Genomic DNA, 17,199 nt, shown 5'->3' with positions numbered 1-17,199 from the left:
GCGCGACGCCCCTGGCTCAGAGGTCGCCCAGGAAGCGGTCGAAGACCCGGGCACCGAACTCGAGCGCGTCGACGGGCACCCGCTCGTCGACCCCGTGGAAGAGCGCGGTGAAGTCCAGGTCGGCGGGCAGCCGCAGGGGCGCGAAGCCGTAGGACCGCATGCCGAGCTTGCGGAAGTGCTTGGCGTCGGTGCCGCCGCTCATCGTGTACGGCGCCACGAGGGCCTCGGGGTCCTCGGCGAGCAGCGACCGGGTCATCGCGTCGACCAGGTCGCCGTCGTACGCCGTCTCCCAGGGCTGCTGGTGGGACAGGTAGTCCCACTCGACGCCGTCGCCGCACAGCTCGCGCAGGGTGTCGAAGAACTCGTCCTCGTACCCGGGCAGGAAGCGGCCGTCGACGTGCGCGGTGGCCTCGGTGGGCACGACGTTGACCTTGTAGCCCGCGCCGAGCTGGGTCGGGTTGGCGGTGTTGCGGATGACGGCGCCGAGCATCCGGGCGGCGCCGCCGAACTCCTCCACCAGCGCCGGGGCGTTCTCCGGCGTGGCCTCGGTGCCGGCCAGGTCGGCCACCGTGGCCAGCAGCACCTCCATCGCCGGCGTGAGCCGCACCGGCCACTCGTGGGCGCCGATGCGGGCGACGGCCCCGGCCAGGCGGCTGACGGCGTTGTCGGGGTTGATCATCGAGCCGTGCCCGGCGGTGCCGCGAGCGGTCAGCCGCATCCAGGCCATGCCCTTCTCGGCCGCCTCGACCAGGTAGAGGCGTCGGCCGCGCACCGTGGTGGAGAACCCGCCGACCTCGCCGACGGCGTCGGTGCAGCCCTCGAGCTCGTCGCGGTGCTGCTCGACCAGCTGCTCGGCGCCGTGGTGGCCACCCGCCTCCTCGTCGGCGGTGAAGCAGAGCACCGTCGGCCGCGAGGGCACCGCGCCGGCCCGTTGCCGCGCCCGCACGACCGAGAGCAGCATGGCGTCGAAGTCCTTCATGTCGACCGCGCCGCGGCCCCAGACGTAGCCGTCCTGCACCTCGCCGCTGAACGGGTGCACCTGCCAGTCCTCGGCGGCTGCGGGGACCACGTCGAGGTGGCCGTGCAGGAGCAGCTTGTCCTCGCGCGACCCGTCGCCGCCCCAGTGGGCGACGACCGAGGTGCGCCCGGGGGTGGTCTCGTGCAGGCGGGCCTCGATGCCGACCTCGTCGAGCAGCGCGGCCACGTGCTCGGCGGCCTTGCGCTCCCCCGGGCCGCCCGTGCCGTCGGGCTCGCCGTAGTTGCTGGTGTCGATCCGGATCAGGTCGCGGCACAGCTCGACGACCTCGCCGGCCGGGTCGTAGGACTGCGCGGTCGTGGTGGTGTCCTGGGCCTCGTCCATGCCCTCCATCCTGGCACCCGCCGGGAGCACCCCCGATGCGGTCCCGACGGCGCTGCTCCGCTATGGTTCTGACCGCACTCGTCCGGGTGGCGGAATTGGCAGACGCGCTAGCTTGAGGTGCTAGTGCCCGTATTAGGGCGTGGGGGTTCAAGTCCCCCCTCGGACACACATCGGCCGGCCAGGCCGACCAGAAGGCCCCGGGTCCCCCGGGGCCTTCTCGTCTTTCCAGACACCTCGGCCCCTGTTCTTGACTCGTTCAAGAAGACGCGGCAAGGTCGGACCCATGGCCACCGACGTCCCGGAGCAGCTGCTGCGCGGAGCCGGCCTGCGGGTCACCCGACCCCGGCTCGCAGTGCTCGACGCCCTGCGCCGTCGTCCGCACGCCGAGACCGACGCCGTCATCGCCGCGGTCCGCGCCGACATCGGCGACGTCTCCCACCAGGCGGTGTACGACGTCCTACGGGCCCTCACCGAGGCCGGCCTCGTCCGCCGCATCCAGCCGGCCGGCTCGGTCGCGCGCTACGAGACCCGCGTCGGCGACAACCACCACCACGTGGTCTGCCGTGGCTGCGGTGCCGTCGCCGACGTCGACTGCGCCGTGGGGCACACGCCCTGCCTGACTGCCTCCGACGACCAGGGCTTCACGGTCGAGGAGGCCGAGGTCATCTTCTGGGGCACCTGCGCCGCCTGCACCCCTGCCCCCTCCTGACCTTCCCCACCGACTTCCCCACCGACTTCCCCCACGCCTGACCGCACGTCCCACCCAACCCAACGGAAGGACTCCCTCGTGTCCCAGCACGACCACGAGACCGTCGAAGCAGACATGAACACCGAGGAGGCCGGCGGCTGCCCGGTCCACGCCGGCCGGATGGGGCACCCCACCGAGAGCGCCGACAACACCGACTGGTGGCCCGACCAGCTCAACCTCCGCATCCTGCGCAAGCACACGGGCGTCTCCGACCCGATGGGCGAGGAGTTCGACTACCAGGCCGCGTTCGAGTCCGTCGACCTCGACGAGCTGGCCCGCGACGTCGACGCCGTCATGACCGACTCCCAGGACTGGTGGCCGGCCGACTTCGGCCACTACGGCGGGTTCTTCGTGCGGATGGCCTGGCACAGCGCCGGCACCTACCGCACCTTCGACGGCCGCGGCGGTGCGGGCGCGGGCATGCAGCGCTTCGCCCCGCTCAACAGCTGGCCCGACAACGGCAACCTCGACAAGGCCCGCCGCCTGCTGTGGCCGGTCAAGCAGAAGTGGGGCGCCAAGGTCTCCTGGGCCGACCTGATGATCTTCACCGGCAACCGCGCGCTGGAGACCATGGGGTTCAAGACCTTCGGCTTCGCCGGCGGCCGCGCCGACGTCTGGGAGCCTGACGAGGACGTCTACTGGGGTCCCGAGCGGGAGTGGCTCGGCGACGACCGCTACACCGGTGACCGCGAGCTGGAGAAGCCGCTCGGCGCCGTCCAGATGGGCCTGATCTACGTCAACCCCGAGGGCCCCAACGCCAACCCCGACCCGCTGGCTTCTGCCCGCGACATCCGCGAGACCTTCGGCCGGATGGCGATGAACGACGAGGAGACCGCGGCCCTCATCGCCGGCGGCCACACCTTCGGCAAGACCCACGGCGCGGCCGACCCCGAGCAGTACGTCGGGCCCGAGCCCGAGGGCGCCTCGATCGAGCAGCAGGGCCTGGGCTGGAAGCAGGGCTTCGGCTCCGGCAAGGGCCGCGACACCATCACCAGCGGCCTCGAGGTCACCTGGACCTCCACGCCGGTCCGCTGGAGCATGGACTACCTCAACAACCTCTTCAACTACGAGTGGGAGCTCACCAAGAGCCCTGCCGGCGCCTGGCAGTTCCAGGCCGTGGGCGACGAGGCCGCCAACACCATCCCCGACCCGGAGACGGGTGAGATGAACCGGCGGCCCACCATGCTGGTCTCGGACATCGCGCTCCGCGAGGACCCGATCTACCGCGAGATCTGCCTGAAGTTCAAGGAGGACGAGGCGTACTTCGCCGATGTCTTCGCCCGCGCCTGGTACAAGCTCACCCACCGCGACATGGGCCCCAAGCAGCGCTACCTCGGCGCCTGGGTGCCCGAGGAGGAGCTGCTCTGGCAGGACCCGGTGCCGGCCCTGGACCACCCGGTCGTCGACGACGCCGACATCGCCGAGCTGAAGGAGAAGATCCTGGCCACCGGCCTGGGCGTCTCCGACCTGGTCAAGGCGGCGTGGGCCGCGGCGTCGTCCCACCGCGTGAGCGACAAGCGCGGCGGCGCCAACGGCGGCCGGCTGCGCCTGGAGCCGCAGCGCGGCTGGGCGGTCAACGACCCCGACGTCGTCGCCCGGGTCACGACCGCGCTGGAGGGCGTGCAGGCCGAGTTCAACGCCTCGGCGCAGGGCGGCAAGCAGGTCTCCTACGCCGACCTCGTCGTCCTCGGCGGCGTCGCGGCGGTGGAGAAGGCCGCCGCCGACGGTGGCGTGTCGATCTCGGTGCCCTTCACGCCCGGCCGCACCGACGCCACGCAGGAGCAGACCGACGTCCACTCGTTCAGCTTCCTCGAGCCGACCTCCGACGGCTTCCGCAACGTCCTCGGCAAGGAGGGACGCCTGCCGGCGGAGTACCGCCTCGTCGACCGGGCCAACCTGCTCGGCCTCACCGCTCCGGAGATGACCGTCCTGGTCGGCGGCCTCCGCGTCCTCGGTGCCAACACCGGCGACAACCCCAAGGGCGTCCTCACCGACCGCGTCGGCACGCTGAGCAACGACTTCTTCGTCAACCTGCTCGACATGGGCATCGAGTGGCACGGCGTCGAGGGTGACGAGGACGGCTTCACCGCCACCGACGTCGCCACCGGCCAGGAGAAGTGGACCGGCAGCCGCGCCGACCTGGTCTTCGGGTCCAACTCCGAGCTGCGCGCCGTGGCCGAGGTCTACGCCTCCTCCGACGCGGGCGAGAAGTTCGTGCGCGACTTCGTCAAGGCCTGGACCAAGGTCATGGACCTCGACCGGTACGACATGGCCTGATCCCTCGGGCCCGGCCGCCAGCCGGCCGGCCCCACCCGCTCCACCGCGCGGCCCTCCCCGATCCTCGGGGAGGGCCGTCGTGCGTCCGCAGGGGCGCTGAGGAACGAACGCCGCGGAGTGGGTCCAGAGGGGTGAGCCACGCGCGGCTGCGAGGTGCAGAGGTGCCCGCCGGCCCGCTGGGCCGAGGCCGCTGGTCTAGATCGGCGCATAGCCAAGCGCCTGGGCGGGGCGTGACGCGTGTGACTGATGTGACTGATGAGGCGCTAAGACAGTCGTTCAGAGGCACAGGGGTGGTCAAGTACAGGAAATGTCTGGGATCGTTGGACTTTCCCAAGACATTTGCCACCTGAATTTGCCACAATGTTCCTTGCCTCGGACGCACCGGCCAGTGGTGTCGTCGCTCACAAGGAGACAATCATGTCGAAGATCCGCGCCCTCCTCGTCTCGTCGCTCCTCGCTTCTGTCGTCCTGGGGGGCACTCTCGCGGCGCCCGGTTCGGAGGCGGCTCCCACCAACGCCCGCGTCGGTGGCAACACCTGGTGCTGCTGACCAGCTAGCGGTTGCTGCTCGATCGCTGCGCCGCCCGCGCCTGCGGGATGGTGGAGTGGGTCAAGCCGGTCGATGCGCCGGCCCGACGGAACGCCTCGATGGCCTCCTCGACCGCGCCGTGGTCCTGCAGCAGGTTGGCCAGCTCGAACCAGAGCTGGGCCGCTTCGCGCTCGGCTCCGACCCCGCCCATCACCACCAGGGCGCGGCGCAGGTGCGAGACGGCCGTCACCACGTCGTCACGAGCAGCCGCCACCTGGCCCAGCACGACCAGGGCCTCGGCCGCGACGAGCAGGTGCGACTCACGCATCCGCTCGAAGCAGTCCTCGGCGAGCCGCTCGGCCTCCTCGGCGTCGCCGATGAGCAAGCGGCACCGAGCGCGTCCGACCTGGTTGCGACCGCGGTCGAGCGGGCTGGTCTCGGACGCCTCCATCTCGACCCGGGCGCGCTCGAGGTTGAGCAGCGCTCCGTCGAGCTCAGGCGGGTCTGTGGAGAGCTGGATGAGACCGAGCTGGTTGCGCAGACGAGCCATGCTGCGCGCGTCCTGGGTCTGCTCGAGCAGGGCGACGGCGCGCTGGGCCAGCGGCAGGGCGTCGGCGATGTTGCCCTGGCCCTGCAGCACGATGCTGCTGTTCCAGTAGGCCGACGCGCGCGCCTGGGGCGACTCGAGCCGCTCGGCGCTCGCGACCGCCCGCTCGCACAGGCTCAGCGCGTGGTGGGTGTCCCCCCGCTCGAAGTAGGCAGCCGCGACCGTGACTGCCAGCTGCACCCCCTCGGTGCTGCCCGCGAGGTCGGCTGCGTCGACCAGCACCCCGGCGCGCTCGCCGATCTCGCAGGCCCGGACGAAGTCGCCCTGCTCCCGGTAGCAGCGGCTCAGGGCGATCAGGAGCCGGATGCGCCCGAGGGCGTCCGCGGTCTCGGTCAGCAGGGCCTCGAGCTCCGCCACTGCGGCCGCCAGGTCGCCGGTCATCTCCAGCGCCTGGGCGTGGAGGAGCCGGGCCTTGGCCTCCAGCGGCGGCGTGATCTCCTCGTCGTCGAGCACGGCCTCGACGCGCGGGAGGGCCGCGTCCGCGGCCCCCGTGCGCAGCTCGAGCTCGGCGTAGTCGAGCTCGAGGGTCAGCCGCGCCTCGTGCTCGCGGGCGAGCACGTCGTCGTCGGGGGCGAGGAGCTCCTCGGGATCACAGCCCAGCCGGTTGGCCAGGGCCACGAGCAGCTCGGCGCTGGCCCGGCGCTGGCCGGCCTCGATGCGGGAGATGTAGGCCGTGGACATGAAGTCACCGGCGGCCTCCCCCTGGGTCAGGCCGGCACGCTGGCGGGCGAGGCGGATGCGCGAGCCAACGAGCTCGGCGTCGATGTTCTTGGCCCGGACACGCAGGTCGGGCGTGACCTGGGCAGGCACGGTTGAGGGCTCCACCCGGGCAGTGTGCCCGAATGTGACTTCACGTATGCACAACTTGTGAAGAATTTGCTTCCAGGCACGGGGCGAACACCTGTCCGGTTCGTGTCGAACCGGGTGGTCAGGCCAGGGTGGAGCCCACCCAGGCGGGGTCGCTGGCCGCCTGGCCCTGCACGTCGCCGTCGATCGAGGTGGCGGCGGTGTCGCCGGCCAGCGACCGCCGCACGGCCTCGTCGAGGGACAGGTACGGCGTCCCCGGATCGAGGTCACGGCGGACGTCGTCCTCGAGGCAGACCATGTCGTGCGTCAGGCTCTTGACCAGCGCCTTGACCGTCGCGCGGGGCACCCCGGTCAGCAGCCCGACGGCCTCGCCGACCAGCGGGGCGGGCGCCACGGGGATCGGCACCTGCGGGCGGTGCAGGCCCGCGATCTCGGTGAAGCGGGCGATCAGCTCGCGGTAGGTCAGCACCTCGTCGCCGCCGACGTCGTAGGCGCGGTTGCGCGGCTCGCCCTCCAGGGCCGCGACCAGCAGCCGGACGACGTCCTCCACCGCCACGGGCTGGATCCGGCTGTCCATCCACCGCGGGATCGTGGCCACCGGGAGGCGCTCGCTCACGCGTCGGAGCACCTCGAAGGACATCGAGCCGCCCCCGATGACCATCGAGGCGCGCAGCACCGTGGCCGGCGTCGGACCCTCCAGCAGCACCTCCTCGACGTCGAGGCGGGAGGACAGGTGGTCGGAGAGCCGGTCACGCGGTTCGTCGGGCACCAGGCCCGAGAGGTAGACGACGCGGTCGGTGCCGGCGTAGGAGCACGCGGCGACCACGCTCTCGGCGCCCTCGCGGTCGCGCTTGACGAACTCCCCCGCCCCCATCGAGTGCACGAGGTAGACGACCGCGTCGGCCCGGCGCACGGCGAGGTGGACCGAGACGGTGTCCTCGACGTCGAGGTAGACCCGCTCGACCTGGTCACCCCAGGCGAACCCGTCGAGCCGCTGGGGGTCGCGGGCCGCGGCCACCACGTCGTGGCCGGCCCGGAGGAGGGCGGGCACGAGCCGGGAGCCGACGTAGCCGGTCGCACCGGTGACGAGCACGCGCACGCTGCGAACCTACGCCAGCGCCTAGGCTCGTCCCATGACCTTCCGGGTGGCCTTCGTGACCGGGGCGACGCCCGACAAGTGGGCCCGGGCCTGGCGCGAGCGCACCACGGAGCCGCTGGAGCTGCTGCCCGTCGAGGAGGCCGAGCAGGCCGACGGGGTCCGGGCGGGCGAGGTCGACATGGCCATCGTGCGCCTGCCCGTCGACCGCTCCGGTCCCCCCGCGCTCCACGCCGTCCGCCTGTACGACGAGGTGCCGGTCGTGGTGGCCGGGCGCGACCACCTGGTGGCGGCGGCCGGCGACGACGGCGTCTCGCTCGACGACCTGGCCGAGGAGCAGCTCGTCCTCCCCCACCCGTCGGGCTGGGCGCCCCGGGTCGACCAGCTGGCCTGGCCGCCGATGTCGGCCGGCGAGGCCGTGGAGACCGTGGCCGCCGGCACCGGTGTGGCGATCGTGCCGATGTCGGTGGCCCGCCTGCACGCGCGCAAGGACGTCGTCACCCGCCCCGTCGTCGACCTGGAGCCGACGACCATCGCCCTGGTGTGGCAGGTCGAGCGCGACGACGACCGGACGCAGGCCTTCGTCGGCATCACCAAGGGACGGACCGCGCGCTCCTCCCGCTGACGGCCGCGACCTACCAGCTGGTCGAGAGCGGACGTCCCTCGTGGAACCCGGCGGCCGACTGGACGCCGACGAGCGCCCGCTCGTGCAGCTCCTCGAGGGTCGAGGCGCCGGCGTAGGTGCAGGCCGAGCGGAGGCCGGAGCAGATCTGGTCGATGAGGTCCTCGACACCGGGGCGCGCGGGGTCGAGGTACATGCGCGAGGAGGAGATGCCTTCCTCGTACAGGCCCTTGCGGGCCCGGTCGTAGGCCGACTCCCCCGCCGTGCGCGAGGCGACCGCGCGCGCGGAGGCCATGCCGAAGGAGACCTTGTAGGCCCGGCCGTCGGCGTCGTGCTCGAGGTCACCCGGCGACTCGTGCGTACCGGCGAACCACGACCCGACCATGACCGACGAGGCGCCCGCGGCCAGGGCGAGGGCGACGTCGCGGGGGTGGCGCACCCCGCCGTCGGCCCACACGTGGGCACCGAGCCCGCGCGCGGCGTCCGCGCACTCCCGCACGGCGGAGAACTGGGGTCGGCCGACGCCGGTCATCATCCGGGTCGTGCACATCGCACCCGGGCCCACCCCGACCTTGATGATGTCGGCCCCGGCCTCGACCAGGTCGCGGGTGCCCTCGGCCGAGACGACGTTGCCGGCCGCGACCGGGACCTGCGGGTCGAGCGCACGCACGGCGCGCAGCGCCTCGAGCATCCGGTCCTGGTGGCCGTGGGCGGTGTCGACGACGAGGCAGTCGACGCCCGCGTCGAGCAGCTCGCGGGCGGTCTCGGCGACCCGGCCGTTGACGCCGACCGCAGCGGCCACGCGCAGGCCGCCGTGGGCGTCGGTGGCGGGCGTGTAGAGGGTCGCGCGCAGCGCGCCGGTGCGGGTGAGCACCCCCACCAGCCCGCCGGAGACGTCGACCGCGACGGCCAGGCCGGCCCGGGCGGCGTCGAGCCGGTCGAAGACCTCCCGGGCGTCGGCGTCGTCACCGACCACGACGGCCGGCTCACGCATCACGGCGCCGACCTGGGCGAACCGGTCGACCTCGCGGCAGTCGCGCTCGGCGACGACCCCGACCGGGCGACCGTCGTCGACCACCACGGCCGCACCGTGGGCCCGCTTGGGGATGAGCGCGAGCGCCTCGGCGACCGTCTGGTCCGGCCGCAGGGTGATCGGGGTGTCGAAGACGAGGTGGCGTGACTTCACCGAGGCCACCACCTCGGCCACGACGGCGGCCGGGATGTCCTGGGGCACGACCACCAGGCCGCCGCGGCGGGCGACCGTCTCGGCCATCCGCTTGCCGGCGATGGCGGTCATGTTGGCCACGACGATCGGCAGGGTCGCGCCGGTGCCGTCGGACGTCGTCAGGTCGACGTCGTACCGGCTGGTGACCGTGCTGTGGCGCGGCACCATGAAGACGTCGTCGTAGGTGAGGTCGTGCGCGGGGGTCTCGCCGAGGAGCTGCACGTGCACCAACTCTAGGCTCTCGGGGTGGACCTGACCGCACGGGCGCCCGGACGCGTCAACCTCATCGGGGAGCACACCGACTACAACGCCGGGCTGTGCCTGCCGGTGGCGATCCCCGCGGCCACCGTCGCGCGGGTCACCCGGCGCGACGGCCGGGCGTCGCGGATCACCAGCGCGCAGCAGCCCGAGCCGTGGGAGGGCACGCCCGCCGACGCCGCGCCCGGCGCGGTGCGCGGCTGGGCGGCGTACGCCGCCGGCGTGCTGTGGGCGCTCGAGCAGGCGGGCTGGGAGGTCCCCGCCCTCGACATCGCGCTCGGGACCGACGTGCCGCTCGGGGCCGGGCTGTCGAGCTCGGCGTCGCTGGAGGCGGTCGTGGCGGTCGCCGTGGCGGGTGCGCTCGACCTGCCCCTCGACGCCGAGCGCCGCCGCGAGCTGGTCGCGGCCTGCCGCCGGGCCGAGACCGAGGTCGTCGGGGCGCCCACGGGCGGCCTCGACCAGACCGCGGTCCTGCTGGCCGAGGAGGGCCGGGCCCTGCTGCTCGACTTCGAGACCGGCTCGGTCGAGCCGGTGGACGTCGACCCGCGTGCGGCCGGGCTCGAGCTGCTGGTCGTCGACACCCGCGTCTCGCACGAGCTGACCGACGGCGGCTACGGCACCCGCCGCGAGCAGTGCGAGGAGGCAGCCCGCCTGCTCCACCACCCCTCGCTCCGCCCGGCGACCCTCGAGGAGGTCGAGCGCCTCGACGACGACGTGCTGCGCCGCCGCGCCCGGCACGTCGTCACCGAGAACGAGCGGGTCCTCGCCACCGTCGAGGCGCTCGCCGCCGACGACTGGCCGCGCGTCGGCACGCTGCTCACCGCCTCCCACGTCTCGCTGCGCGACGACTTCGAGGTCTCCTGCGCCGAGCTCGACCTCGTGGTGACCACCGCGCTCGAGGCGGGCGCGCTCGGCGCCCGGATGACCGGCGGGGGCTTCGGCGGCTCCGCGATCGCGCTCGTGCCCGCCGAGCGCGCCGAGGCCTGCCGCCGAGCCGTCGACGCCGCGTTCGTGGCCGCCGGGCACCGCGCCCCCGGCCACCTCGACGGCACGCCGTCGGCCGGAGCCGGCCTCACGCCGTAGCGGTCACCCCGACCGACCCGTCGCGGAACGCCTCGACGAACAGGCCGTGGTCGCGACGCACCTGCTCGGCGTACGACGCGCCGAAGTCGGTCACCCAGCGCACCAGCTCGTCCTCGCGGCCGCCGACGGCCCCGACGATGGCGTCCTCGACCTGGAAGTCGACGAGGTCCTCCTCGCTGTCCTCGTCGGAGGCGCAGTGGATCTTCGCCGTCGCCCGGCCCAGCAGCCCGACGACCTGCCCCATCTGCGAGGGCTCGGTCAGGCCCGACCAGTCCAGGTCGACCTCGTACGGCGACACCTCGGCCACCAGGAACCCGGTGCCGTCGATGTCGCTGTAGCCGAGCAGCGGGTCGGTGTGCACCTGCAGCGACCGCTGGCTGACCACGGTGCGGTGGCCCTCGTGCTCGAAGTACTGCTCGACGTCGGCGGTGTCGACGAACCGGCTGATGGCGGGCACGTTGGCCTGCTTCATCGACAGCAGCACGTCGTTGTCGAGCGCCTGGCTGTAGCCCTCGATCAGCAGGTTGTACGCCGGCAGGCCGGCGCTGCCGATGCCGAAGCCCGACTTGCCGACGACGTCGCGCAGGTCGTAGAACAGCGGCCGCTCGGAGCGGCGGTGCTCGGGGATCGTGTCGAGGTAGCGCTCGTAGGCGACCTCGACGCGCTCGCGCTCGGCGTCGTCGAGGCGCCGGACGCTGCTGTGGTCGCGGAACCGACGGACCCCGTCGACGACCCGGGTGTTGGCGTCGAGCAGGTCGGCCCGCCGCTGCGCCCGCGCCTCGACCAGTGCGTCCTGGATCGGGCCCTCGGTGTTGCCCAGGGTGAGCGCGAAGTCGTCGGTGGCGTCGGCGGCGTACGCCCGCACCTGCTCGAGGTAGGAGCGCAGGTAGGTGGCGGTCAGCGACTCGACGTCGGCCACCGGGAGCGCCTTCTGCCAGCCCATGAGGGCCAGGGAGGCGGCGAAGCGCTGGAGGTCCCAGGTGAAGCGCCCGAGGTAGGCCTCGTCGAAGTCGTTGACGTCGAAGACGAACCGGCCGTCGGCGTTGAGGTAGGTGCCGAAGTTCTCGACGTGGAGGTCGCCGTGGACCCAGATGCGGCCCGCGGCGCCGGTGGCGAAGGTGTCGTCGTCGGCGCGCTCGCGGACGAGGTCGTGGAAGAACAAGCAGGCCGAGCCGCGGTAGAAGGCGTGCGGGTCGCGCGCCATCTTGCGGTACTTGGCCCGGAAGGCGACGGGGTCGGCCTCCATCAGCGGGGCGAACGCGTCGGCGAGGACGGAGACGATGGTCTCGGTGCGGGAGTCGGCCACGGGGTCACGCTGCCACGGCCCCGGCCACCCGAAACGGCGTGGCGCCGGTCACAACCGCCGTCCGTCCACCCGACAGGGCGCTGACCAGCGGCGGCGGGGGTGCCACTCTGGGGCCATGCCCCTCCTGAAGACCGTGAGCTCCGTGGTCCGTCTCCCGCTGCGCGCGGCCGGCAAGGCGGTCGGTGCCGTCGGCCACGTGCTGCCCGGCCACGGCAAGTCCGAGCGCCCCGCGCCCCCGCCCACCGACGTCAAGGCTCCCCCGGCACCCTCGCCGAAGCCCGCCGCGAGGAAGGCCCCGGTGCAGAAGCCGCCGGCCAAGGGGCCGGTCAACCCCGGCGCCGGCACGGGCGCCCCCGCGAAGAAGGAGCCCGCCTCGAAGGCGCCGGCCAAGAAGGCGCCCGCCGCGAAGAAGGCTGCCACCCCGGACCCGGCCGCCCCGGCCCCGGCGAAGAAGGCGCCGGCGGCCAAGAAGGCTGCCACCCCGGACCCGGCCGCCCCGGCCCCGGCGAAGAAGGCGCCGGCGGCCAAGAAGGCTGCCACCCCGGACCCGGCCGCCCCGGCCCCGGCGAAGAAGGCGCCTGCGGCCAAGAAGGCCCCGACCAAGAAGTCCGCCCCCGCGAAGAAGGCTGCCGCGACCCCGGAGCCGGCTCCGGTCACGGAGATCGACAAGGCCGCCGAGGACGAGAAGGTCGAGGTGACCCCGGCCGACATCGCCCCGGTCGCCGGCCACGACCTGGAGGAGTCGGCCGCGGAGACCGAGACCCCGCCCGCCGCGACCGACGCCCCGGAGGACGCCGGCGCCGAGGCCGGCGCACAGGGCGGCGACACGCCGTCCGGCACCCTGCCGCCGAAGCCCCCCGAGGCCTCGGGCGACGTCGACGGTGACCGCCCGCCCAGCCCCTCCTGAGCCCTGCCGGCGCCACCCTCCCGCTGACCCGTCGTGACCTCACGACGGGTCAGCGCTCATTCCGGGCCACGAGCAGGGTCGGAGGAGCATGGACGCCCGCACCGCACGACGGTTCCACGACCTCGTGGAGCCGATCGGCCTCATCCCCTACCGCCACGAGGGCGCCCACGACGGCCTCGTCGCGCTGGGGCTCAGCAGCTACTGGGACGGCTACTTCGCCGCCCGCGCCGCGCCGCTCGGCCGGCCGCCCGCCGAGGTCGTCGACGCCATCTTCTACAGTTTCGCGCCCGGTGAGGTGGCCCGGCACGTCCCGCAGGTGTGGGACCGGGTCGCCCCCGAGGCGGCCCGGCAGGCCCGGGTCGCGGGCTGCGTCGGGGTGCTGCGGTCCGCGCTCGGGGACCGGGCGACCACGCCCTCGACCGTCCGTGCGGCCGACCTGCTGGTGCGCGCGGCCACCGGGGCGCCGGTCGCCGGACGCCCCCTGTACGCCGGGCTGCGCGGCGTACCCGTGCCGGCGGAGCCCGTCGAGCGGCTGTGGCACGCGGCCGACCTGCTGCGCGAGCACCGCGGCGACGGGCACGTGGCGGCGCTGCTGACCTGCGGGGTCGGCGGCACCGAGGCGCACGTGCTGTGGGCGGCCGGCGAGGGCACCGCACCGCGCACCTTCGGGCGCGTGCACCACCTGCCGGCGAGGTACCTCGACGCCGTCATCGGCGGACTCCGCGAGCGCGGGGTGCTCGACGAGGACGAGGGGCTCACCGATGCCGGCCGGGCGCTGCGGGAGCGCGTGGAGCGCTTGACCGACGAGCTCGCCTGCCCGCCGTACGCCGTGCTCACCGGGGCCGAGCGCGCCGAGCTGCTCGGCCTGCTGCCCCCGATCGCCGCGGCCGTGGACCGAGCACGCTGACCCGCCGTGGATCACGACGGGTCAACGAGGGGTGGTGCGGGTGGGGCTACTTGAGCTCGGCGCTGGAGAGACCCAGGATGCGGCGGGCGACGATCAGCTGCTGGATCTGCTGGGTGCCCTCGAAGATGTCGAGGATCTTGGAGTCGCGCGACCACTTCTCGAGCAGCTCGGCCTCGCTGTAGCCGATCGAGCCCGCGAGCTCGACGCACGAGAGCGTGATGTCGGAGCCGACGCGGCCGGCCTTGGCCTTGGCCATCGAGGCCTCGAGCGAGTTGGGCTGGCGGTTGTCGGCCATCCAGGCGGCCTGGAGCATCAGGAGGTAGGCGCCCTCCCAGTCGGACTCCATCTGCAGGAACTTGGCCGCGGCCGCCGACTGCACGATCGCCGGGCGGTCGTAGTCGACGGTGGTGCCGGCCTCGGCCAGCAGGCCGCGGGTCAGGTCGAGGGCGGCGCGGGCGCAGCCGACGGCCATCGCGGCGACCAGCGGGCGGGTGTTGTCGAAGGTCGCCATGGCGCCCGCGAAGCCCTGCTTGACGTCGACCTCGGGCGAGCCGAGCAGGTTCTCCTTCGGCACGCGGCAGTTCTCGAAGATGATCGTCGCGGTGTCGGAGGCCCGGATGCCGAGCTTGTGCTCGAGCCGGTCGACGCGCATGCCCGGCGTGCCCTTGGCCACCACGAAGGACTTGATCGCCGCGCGACCGAGGTCGCGGTCGAGGGTCGCCCAGACCACGATGTGGTCGGCCCGGTCACCGGAGGTGACGTAGATCTTCTCCCCGTTGATGACGTACTCGTCGCCGTCGAGGACCGCGGTGGTCTTGATGTTGGCCGAGTCGGACCCGGTGCCGGGCTCGGTGATGGCCATGCCGGCCCACACGCCGTCGAACTTCTTCAGCTGCTCCTCGTCGGCCACCGAGGCGATGGCGGAGTTGCCGAGGCCCTGGCGCGGCATCGAGAGCAGCAGGCCGACGTCGCCCCAGCACATCTCGGTGATCGACATGACCGAGGCGAGGTTGGCGCCGTTCTTGGTGCCCGCGCCCTGCTCGGACGGCTTCTCGTCGCGGCGTACGCCGGCCGCGCCGGCGCCCTCGGACGCACCGGAGTCGGACAGCCCGTCGATCATCGCCGCGAGCATGTCGAGCTCCTTGGGGTAGGCGTGCTCGGCGCGGTCGTACTTGCGCGAGATGGGCCGCAGCATGTTCATCGCGACCTGGTGGGCCTGCCCCACGAGCGGGCGGAACTTCTTGGGGTCCTCGAGGTTGATGGCCATCAGACCAGCACCGTCCCTTCCATGATGCCGATGGCACGCAGGTCGCGGTACCACCGCTCGACCGGGTGCTCCTTGACGTAGCCGTGGCCGCCGAGCAGCTGGACGCCGTCGAGGCCGATCTGCATGCCCTTGTCGGTGCACGCCTTGCGGGCCAGCGCGACCTCGCGGGAGAAGTCCTTGCCGGCGGCCGCGCGGGAGGCGGCCTTGTAGGTGAGCAGGCGCATGGCCTGCAGCTCGATCGCGATGTTGGCGACCATGAACGCCACCGACTGCCGGTGCGCGATCGGCTCGCCGAACGCCTCGCGCTCCTTGACGTAGGGCGTGACGTAGTCGAGCACGGCTTGCGCGGTGCCGACGGCCAGGGCGCACCAGGCCAGGCGCGAGAGCCGGACGGCCTCGGTGTAGGTCGACCCGTCGGACTCGCCGAGCACCGCGTCGGCGGGGACGGTGACGCCGTCGAGGGTGAGCCTGGTCAGGCCGGCGGCGCGGACGCCCATCGACGGGTCGCCCTCGACCGACAGCCCGGCGACGCCGGACTCGACGAGGAAGAGCACCGGCTTGCCCTCGAGCTCGGCGCCGACGACGAACAGCTCGGCCTTGTCCCCGCGGGCGACGGCCGACTTCACGCCGTCGAGCACGAAGCCGTCGGCGGTGCGACGGGCCGTGGTCGCCGGGTTGAGCACGTCGAACAGCACGGTCGGCTCGACGAGCGCGAGCGCCGCGGCCGGCACGTCGTCACCGGTGAACGCCGGCAGGTAGGTCTGCTGCTGGGCGTCGGTGCCCCACAGGCCGAGCGCGGTCGCGACCGACCCGGAGGCGAGCGTGGCGACGGCCAGCCCCATGTCGCCCTTGGCCAGTGCCTCGGCCACGAGCGTGCCGGCCATCGCCGAGCGCTCCTCGGAGATCCCGCCGAGCGCCTCCGGCACGCCCAGGATCGGCAGGCCGATCTCCAGGCTGGCCTTGAGGACCGACTCGGGCGCCTCGCAGGTCTCGTCGGCCTCGACGGCGGCCGGGCGGACGACCTCCTCGGCGTACTCGGTCACGACGTCGACGAGCATCTGCTCGTCCTCGGACGGGGTGAGGTCGAAGACGCCGGTCCGCGGTGCGGCGGACGGGCGGGTGCCCGCCGTGCCCTTCGACCCCGCCCTGGCGAACGTGCGGCTGGCGGTGGTGAGGGTCTTGAACCCGTCGCGGGTGACGGTGAAGACGGCCTGCTCGGCGGGCTTGCGCAGACCGACCCGGTCGAGCAGGTCGCTCTGGGCGAGCTTGTTCAGACCCGCGACGAGGTAGCCGATCGGGTCACGCGACTCCGAGCTCGGGACGCCGTGCCGGCCCCCGGGCTTGAGGCTTGGGATGAGGGACATGACCCAAATGTAACTCGGAGTTACACAGTGCGCTACAGCAACCTCGGTGAGGGGCGTCACCGTGGCCGGCGGCGCCCTCCCTAGGATGCGGCGCATGCCCAGCGACGAGGTCCGCGCACCCCACGGTCCCCTGCCCGAGGGCGGATCGGTCCGGCCGATCACCCGCTGGGGCACCCCGGTCATGCACCGCCCGCAGCAGCAGGTGACGGCGTACGACGACGCGCTGCGGACGCTCGCCGCCGACATGGTGGCCACGATGTACGCCGCCGACGGGGTCGGCCTCGCCGGCTGCCAGGTCGGCGAGGACGTGGCGCTGTTCGTCTTCGACTGCCCCGACGAGGACGGCGTGCGGACCGTCGGCGTCGTGTGCAACCCGGTGCTCACCCTGCCCGAGGGCAAGGACCGGCGCCTGGAGGAGTCCGACGAGGGCTGCCTGTCACTGCCCGGCGCGTTCGTCGACTGCGCCCGGCCCGACCGGGCCGCCGTCGACGGCACCGGGCTGGACGGCGAGCCGGTGCACTTCGAGGGCACCGGGCTGCTCGCCCGCTGCCTGCAGCACGAGACCGACCACACCAACGGCACCGTCTTCGGCGACCGGGTCTCGGCCAAGGCGCGCAAGAAGCTGCAGAAGCAGCACGACTCCCTCGCCGAGGACTACCCCGCCGACTGGCCCGTGGGCGAGGAGCCCGCGGCCGACTGAGCGTCCCACCGGACGGTGGTCGAGGAGGGCCGGACGTCCCGTCCCAAGGCCTCCCGACGGCTGCGGTCGCGTGGTCTCGAGACAGGCCGCCAGGCGGCCTTCCTCGACCACCGTGGGGGCCAGATCGACCACGCGCA

15 protein-coding genes and 1 tRNA gene are annotated in these 17,199 nt (G+C 73.4%); 9 read left to right on the top strand and 7 right to left on the bottom strand.

Going from position 1 to position 17,199, the window contains the following annotated elements:
- Positions 1–16 precede the first annotated feature (16 nt).
- Positions 17–1,360, bottom strand: a complete 1,344-nt coding sequence (locus FJQ57_RS18895) for a M20/M25/M40 family metallo-hydrolase (RefSeq protein ID WP_139983329.1) — start codon at positions 1,358–1,360, stop codon at positions 17–19.
- 80 nt (positions 1,361–1,440) lie between these two features.
- Here FJQ57_RS18895 and FJQ57_RS18890 point away from each other — a divergent pair.
- From FJQ57_RS18890 to FJQ57_RS23680, 4 genes are all read left to right on the top strand, one after another.
- Positions 1,441–1,526 (top strand) — tRNA-Leu (locus tag FJQ57_RS18890).
- A 117-nt stretch (positions 1,527–1,643) separates the two neighbouring features.
- Positions 1,644–2,069, top strand: coding sequence for a Fur family transcriptional regulator (locus FJQ57_RS18885; protein WP_139983327.1), 426 nt, complete (start codon positions 1,644–1,646; stop codon positions 2,067–2,069).
- Between the two features lie 114 nt (positions 2,070–2,183).
- Positions 2,184–4,385: a catalase/peroxidase HPI gene (gene katG, locus FJQ57_RS18880; RefSeq protein WP_139983625.1), complete on the top strand. Its 2,202-nt coding sequence runs from the start codon at positions 2,184–2,186 to the stop codon at positions 4,383–4,385.
- A gap of 417 nt (positions 4,386–4,802) precedes the next feature.
- Positions 4,803–4,934: a hypothetical protein gene (locus FJQ57_RS23680; protein WP_281284292.1), complete on the top strand. Its 132-nt coding sequence runs from the start codon at positions 4,803–4,805 to the stop codon at positions 4,932–4,934.
- Positions 4,935–4,938: 4 nt separating this feature from the next.
- On the opposite strand, the gene FJQ57_RS18875 is transcribed toward FJQ57_RS23680, so the two are convergent.
- Both FJQ57_RS18875 and FJQ57_RS18870 read right to left on the bottom strand, forming a co-directional pair.
- Positions 4,939–6,330: a helix-turn-helix domain-containing protein gene (locus FJQ57_RS18875; protein WP_170219507.1), complete on the bottom strand. Its 1,392-nt coding sequence runs from the start codon at positions 6,328–6,330 to the stop codon at positions 4,939–4,941.
- A gap of 118 nt (positions 6,331–6,448) precedes the next feature.
- Positions 6,449–7,426 carry an NAD(P)H-binding protein gene (locus tag FJQ57_RS18870; protein ID WP_139983323.1) on the bottom strand — a complete coding sequence of 326 codons (978 nt, stop codon included), beginning with the start codon at positions 7,424–7,426 and terminating at the stop codon, positions 6,449–6,451.
- 34 nt (positions 7,427–7,460) lie between these two features.
- On the opposite strand from FJQ57_RS18870, the gene FJQ57_RS18865 reads away from it, so the two are divergent.
- Positions 7,461–8,048, top strand: coding sequence for a LysR substrate-binding domain-containing protein (locus FJQ57_RS18865; RefSeq protein WP_139983321.1), 588 nt, complete (start codon positions 7,461–7,463; stop codon positions 8,046–8,048).
- 10 nt (positions 8,049–8,058) lie between these two features.
- On the opposite strand, the gene FJQ57_RS18860 is transcribed toward FJQ57_RS18865, so the two are convergent.
- On the bottom strand, positions 8,059–9,492 hold the full coding sequence (locus FJQ57_RS18860) for a GuaB1 family IMP dehydrogenase-related protein (RefSeq protein ID WP_139983623.1): 1,434 nt from the start codon (positions 9,490–9,492) through the stop codon (positions 8,059–8,061).
- Positions 9,493–9,516: 24 nt separating this feature from the next.
- Between FJQ57_RS18860 and galK the strand changes: the two genes are divergently transcribed.
- Positions 9,517–10,611 (top strand): galactokinase, encoded by a 1,095-nt coding sequence (gene galK / locus FJQ57_RS18855; protein WP_139983319.1) that lies wholly within the window; start codon positions 9,517–9,519, stop codon positions 10,609–10,611.
- On the opposite strand, the gene FJQ57_RS18850 is transcribed toward galK, so the two are convergent.
- The gene (locus FJQ57_RS18850; protein ID WP_246081899.1) at positions 10,601–11,917 is read right to left on the bottom strand and encodes a DUF2252 domain-containing protein; all 1,317 of its coding nucleotides are present in this window, start codon (positions 11,915–11,917) and stop codon (positions 10,601–10,603) included. The two genes, galK and FJQ57_RS18850, sit on opposite strands and share 11 nt — an antisense overlap.
- A 115-nt stretch (positions 11,918–12,032) precedes the next feature.
- On the opposite strand from FJQ57_RS18850, the gene FJQ57_RS23080 reads away from it, so the two are divergent.
- Both FJQ57_RS23080 and FJQ57_RS18840 read left to right on the top strand, forming a co-directional pair.
- Entirely contained in the window at positions 12,033–12,824 is a 792-nt protein-coding gene (locus FJQ57_RS23080) for a hypothetical protein (protein ID WP_211349134.1), read from the top strand.
- Between the two features lie 88 nt (positions 12,825–12,912).
- Positions 12,913–13,731 (top strand): SCO6745 family protein, encoded by an 819-nt coding sequence (locus FJQ57_RS18840; protein ID WP_139983317.1) that lies wholly within the window; start codon positions 12,913–12,915, stop codon positions 13,729–13,731.
- 46 nt (positions 13,732–13,777) lie between these two features.
- Here FJQ57_RS18840 and FJQ57_RS18835 read toward each other — a convergent pair whose 3' ends face one another.
- Together FJQ57_RS18835 and FJQ57_RS18830 are read right to left on the bottom strand one after the other, a co-directional pair.
- On the bottom strand, positions 13,778–14,998 hold the full coding sequence (locus tag FJQ57_RS18835) for an acyl-CoA dehydrogenase family protein (RefSeq protein WP_139983315.1): 1,221 nt from the start codon (positions 14,996–14,998) through the stop codon (positions 13,778–13,780).
- On the bottom strand, positions 14,998–16,362 hold the full coding sequence (locus tag FJQ57_RS18830; protein ID WP_139983313.1) for an acyl-CoA dehydrogenase family protein: 1,365 nt from the start codon (positions 16,360–16,362) through the stop codon (positions 14,998–15,000). The genes FJQ57_RS18835 and FJQ57_RS18830 overlap by 1 nt, the downstream gene beginning before the upstream one ends.
- A gap of 94 nt (positions 16,363–16,456) precedes the next feature.
- Here FJQ57_RS18830 and def point away from each other — a divergent pair, with 94 nt between their 5' ends.
- Positions 16,457–17,062 carry a peptide deformylase gene (gene def / locus FJQ57_RS18825; protein ID WP_170219506.1) on the top strand — a complete coding sequence of 202 codons (606 nt, stop codon included), beginning with the start codon at positions 16,457–16,459 and terminating at the stop codon, positions 17,060–17,062.
- The last annotated feature ends 137 nt before the right edge of the window (positions 17,063–17,199 follow it).

The sequence above is a fragment of the Nocardioides litoris genome (assembly GCF_006346315.1).
GTDB classification, from domain to species: Bacteria; Actinomycetota; Actinomycetes; order Propionibacteriales; family Nocardioidaceae; genus Nocardioides; species Nocardioides litoris.
Note: the sequence above shows the minus strand (reverse complement) of the source record. Positions and strands in the feature narration are given on the sequence as shown.

Bases quoted from the DNA above. Each gene is read 5' to 3' on its own strand.
- FJQ57_RS18895 (WP_139983329.1), bottom strand. From the start codon at position 1,360: ATGGACGAGGCCCAGGACACCACCACGACCGCGCAGTCCTACGACCCG.
- FJQ57_RS18840 (WP_139983317.1), top strand. From the start codon at position 12,913: ATGGACGCCCGCACCGCACGACGGTTCCACGACCTCGTGGAGCCGATC.
- katG (WP_139983625.1), top strand. From the start codon at position 2,184: ATGAACACCGAGGAGGCCGGCGGCTGCCCGGTCCACGCCGGCCGGATG.
- FJQ57_RS23080 (WP_211349134.1), top strand. From the start codon at position 12,033: ATGCCCCTCCTGAAGACCGTGAGCTCCGTGGTCCGTCTCCCGCTGCGC.
- FJQ57_RS18865 (WP_139983321.1), top strand. From the start codon at position 7,461: ATGACCTTCCGGGTGGCCTTCGTGACCGGGGCGACGCCCGACAAGTGG.
- FJQ57_RS18830 (WP_139983313.1), bottom strand. From the start codon at position 16,362: ATGTCCCTCATCCCAAGCCTCAAGCCCGGGGGCCGGCACGGCGTCCCG.
- def (WP_170219506.1), top strand. From the start codon at position 16,457: ATGCCCAGCGACGAGGTCCGCGCACCCCACGGTCCCCTGCCCGAGGGC.
- FJQ57_RS18885 (WP_139983327.1), top strand. From the start codon at position 1,644: ATGGCCACCGACGTCCCGGAGCAGCTGCTGCGCGGAGCCGGCCTGCGG.
- FJQ57_RS23680 (WP_281284292.1), top strand. From the start codon at position 4,803: ATGTCGAAGATCCGCGCCCTCCTCGTCTCGTCGCTCCTCGCTTCTGTC.
- FJQ57_RS18835 (WP_139983315.1), bottom strand. From the start codon at position 14,998: ATGGCCATCAACCTCGAGGACCCCAAGAAGTTCCGCCCGCTCGTGGGG.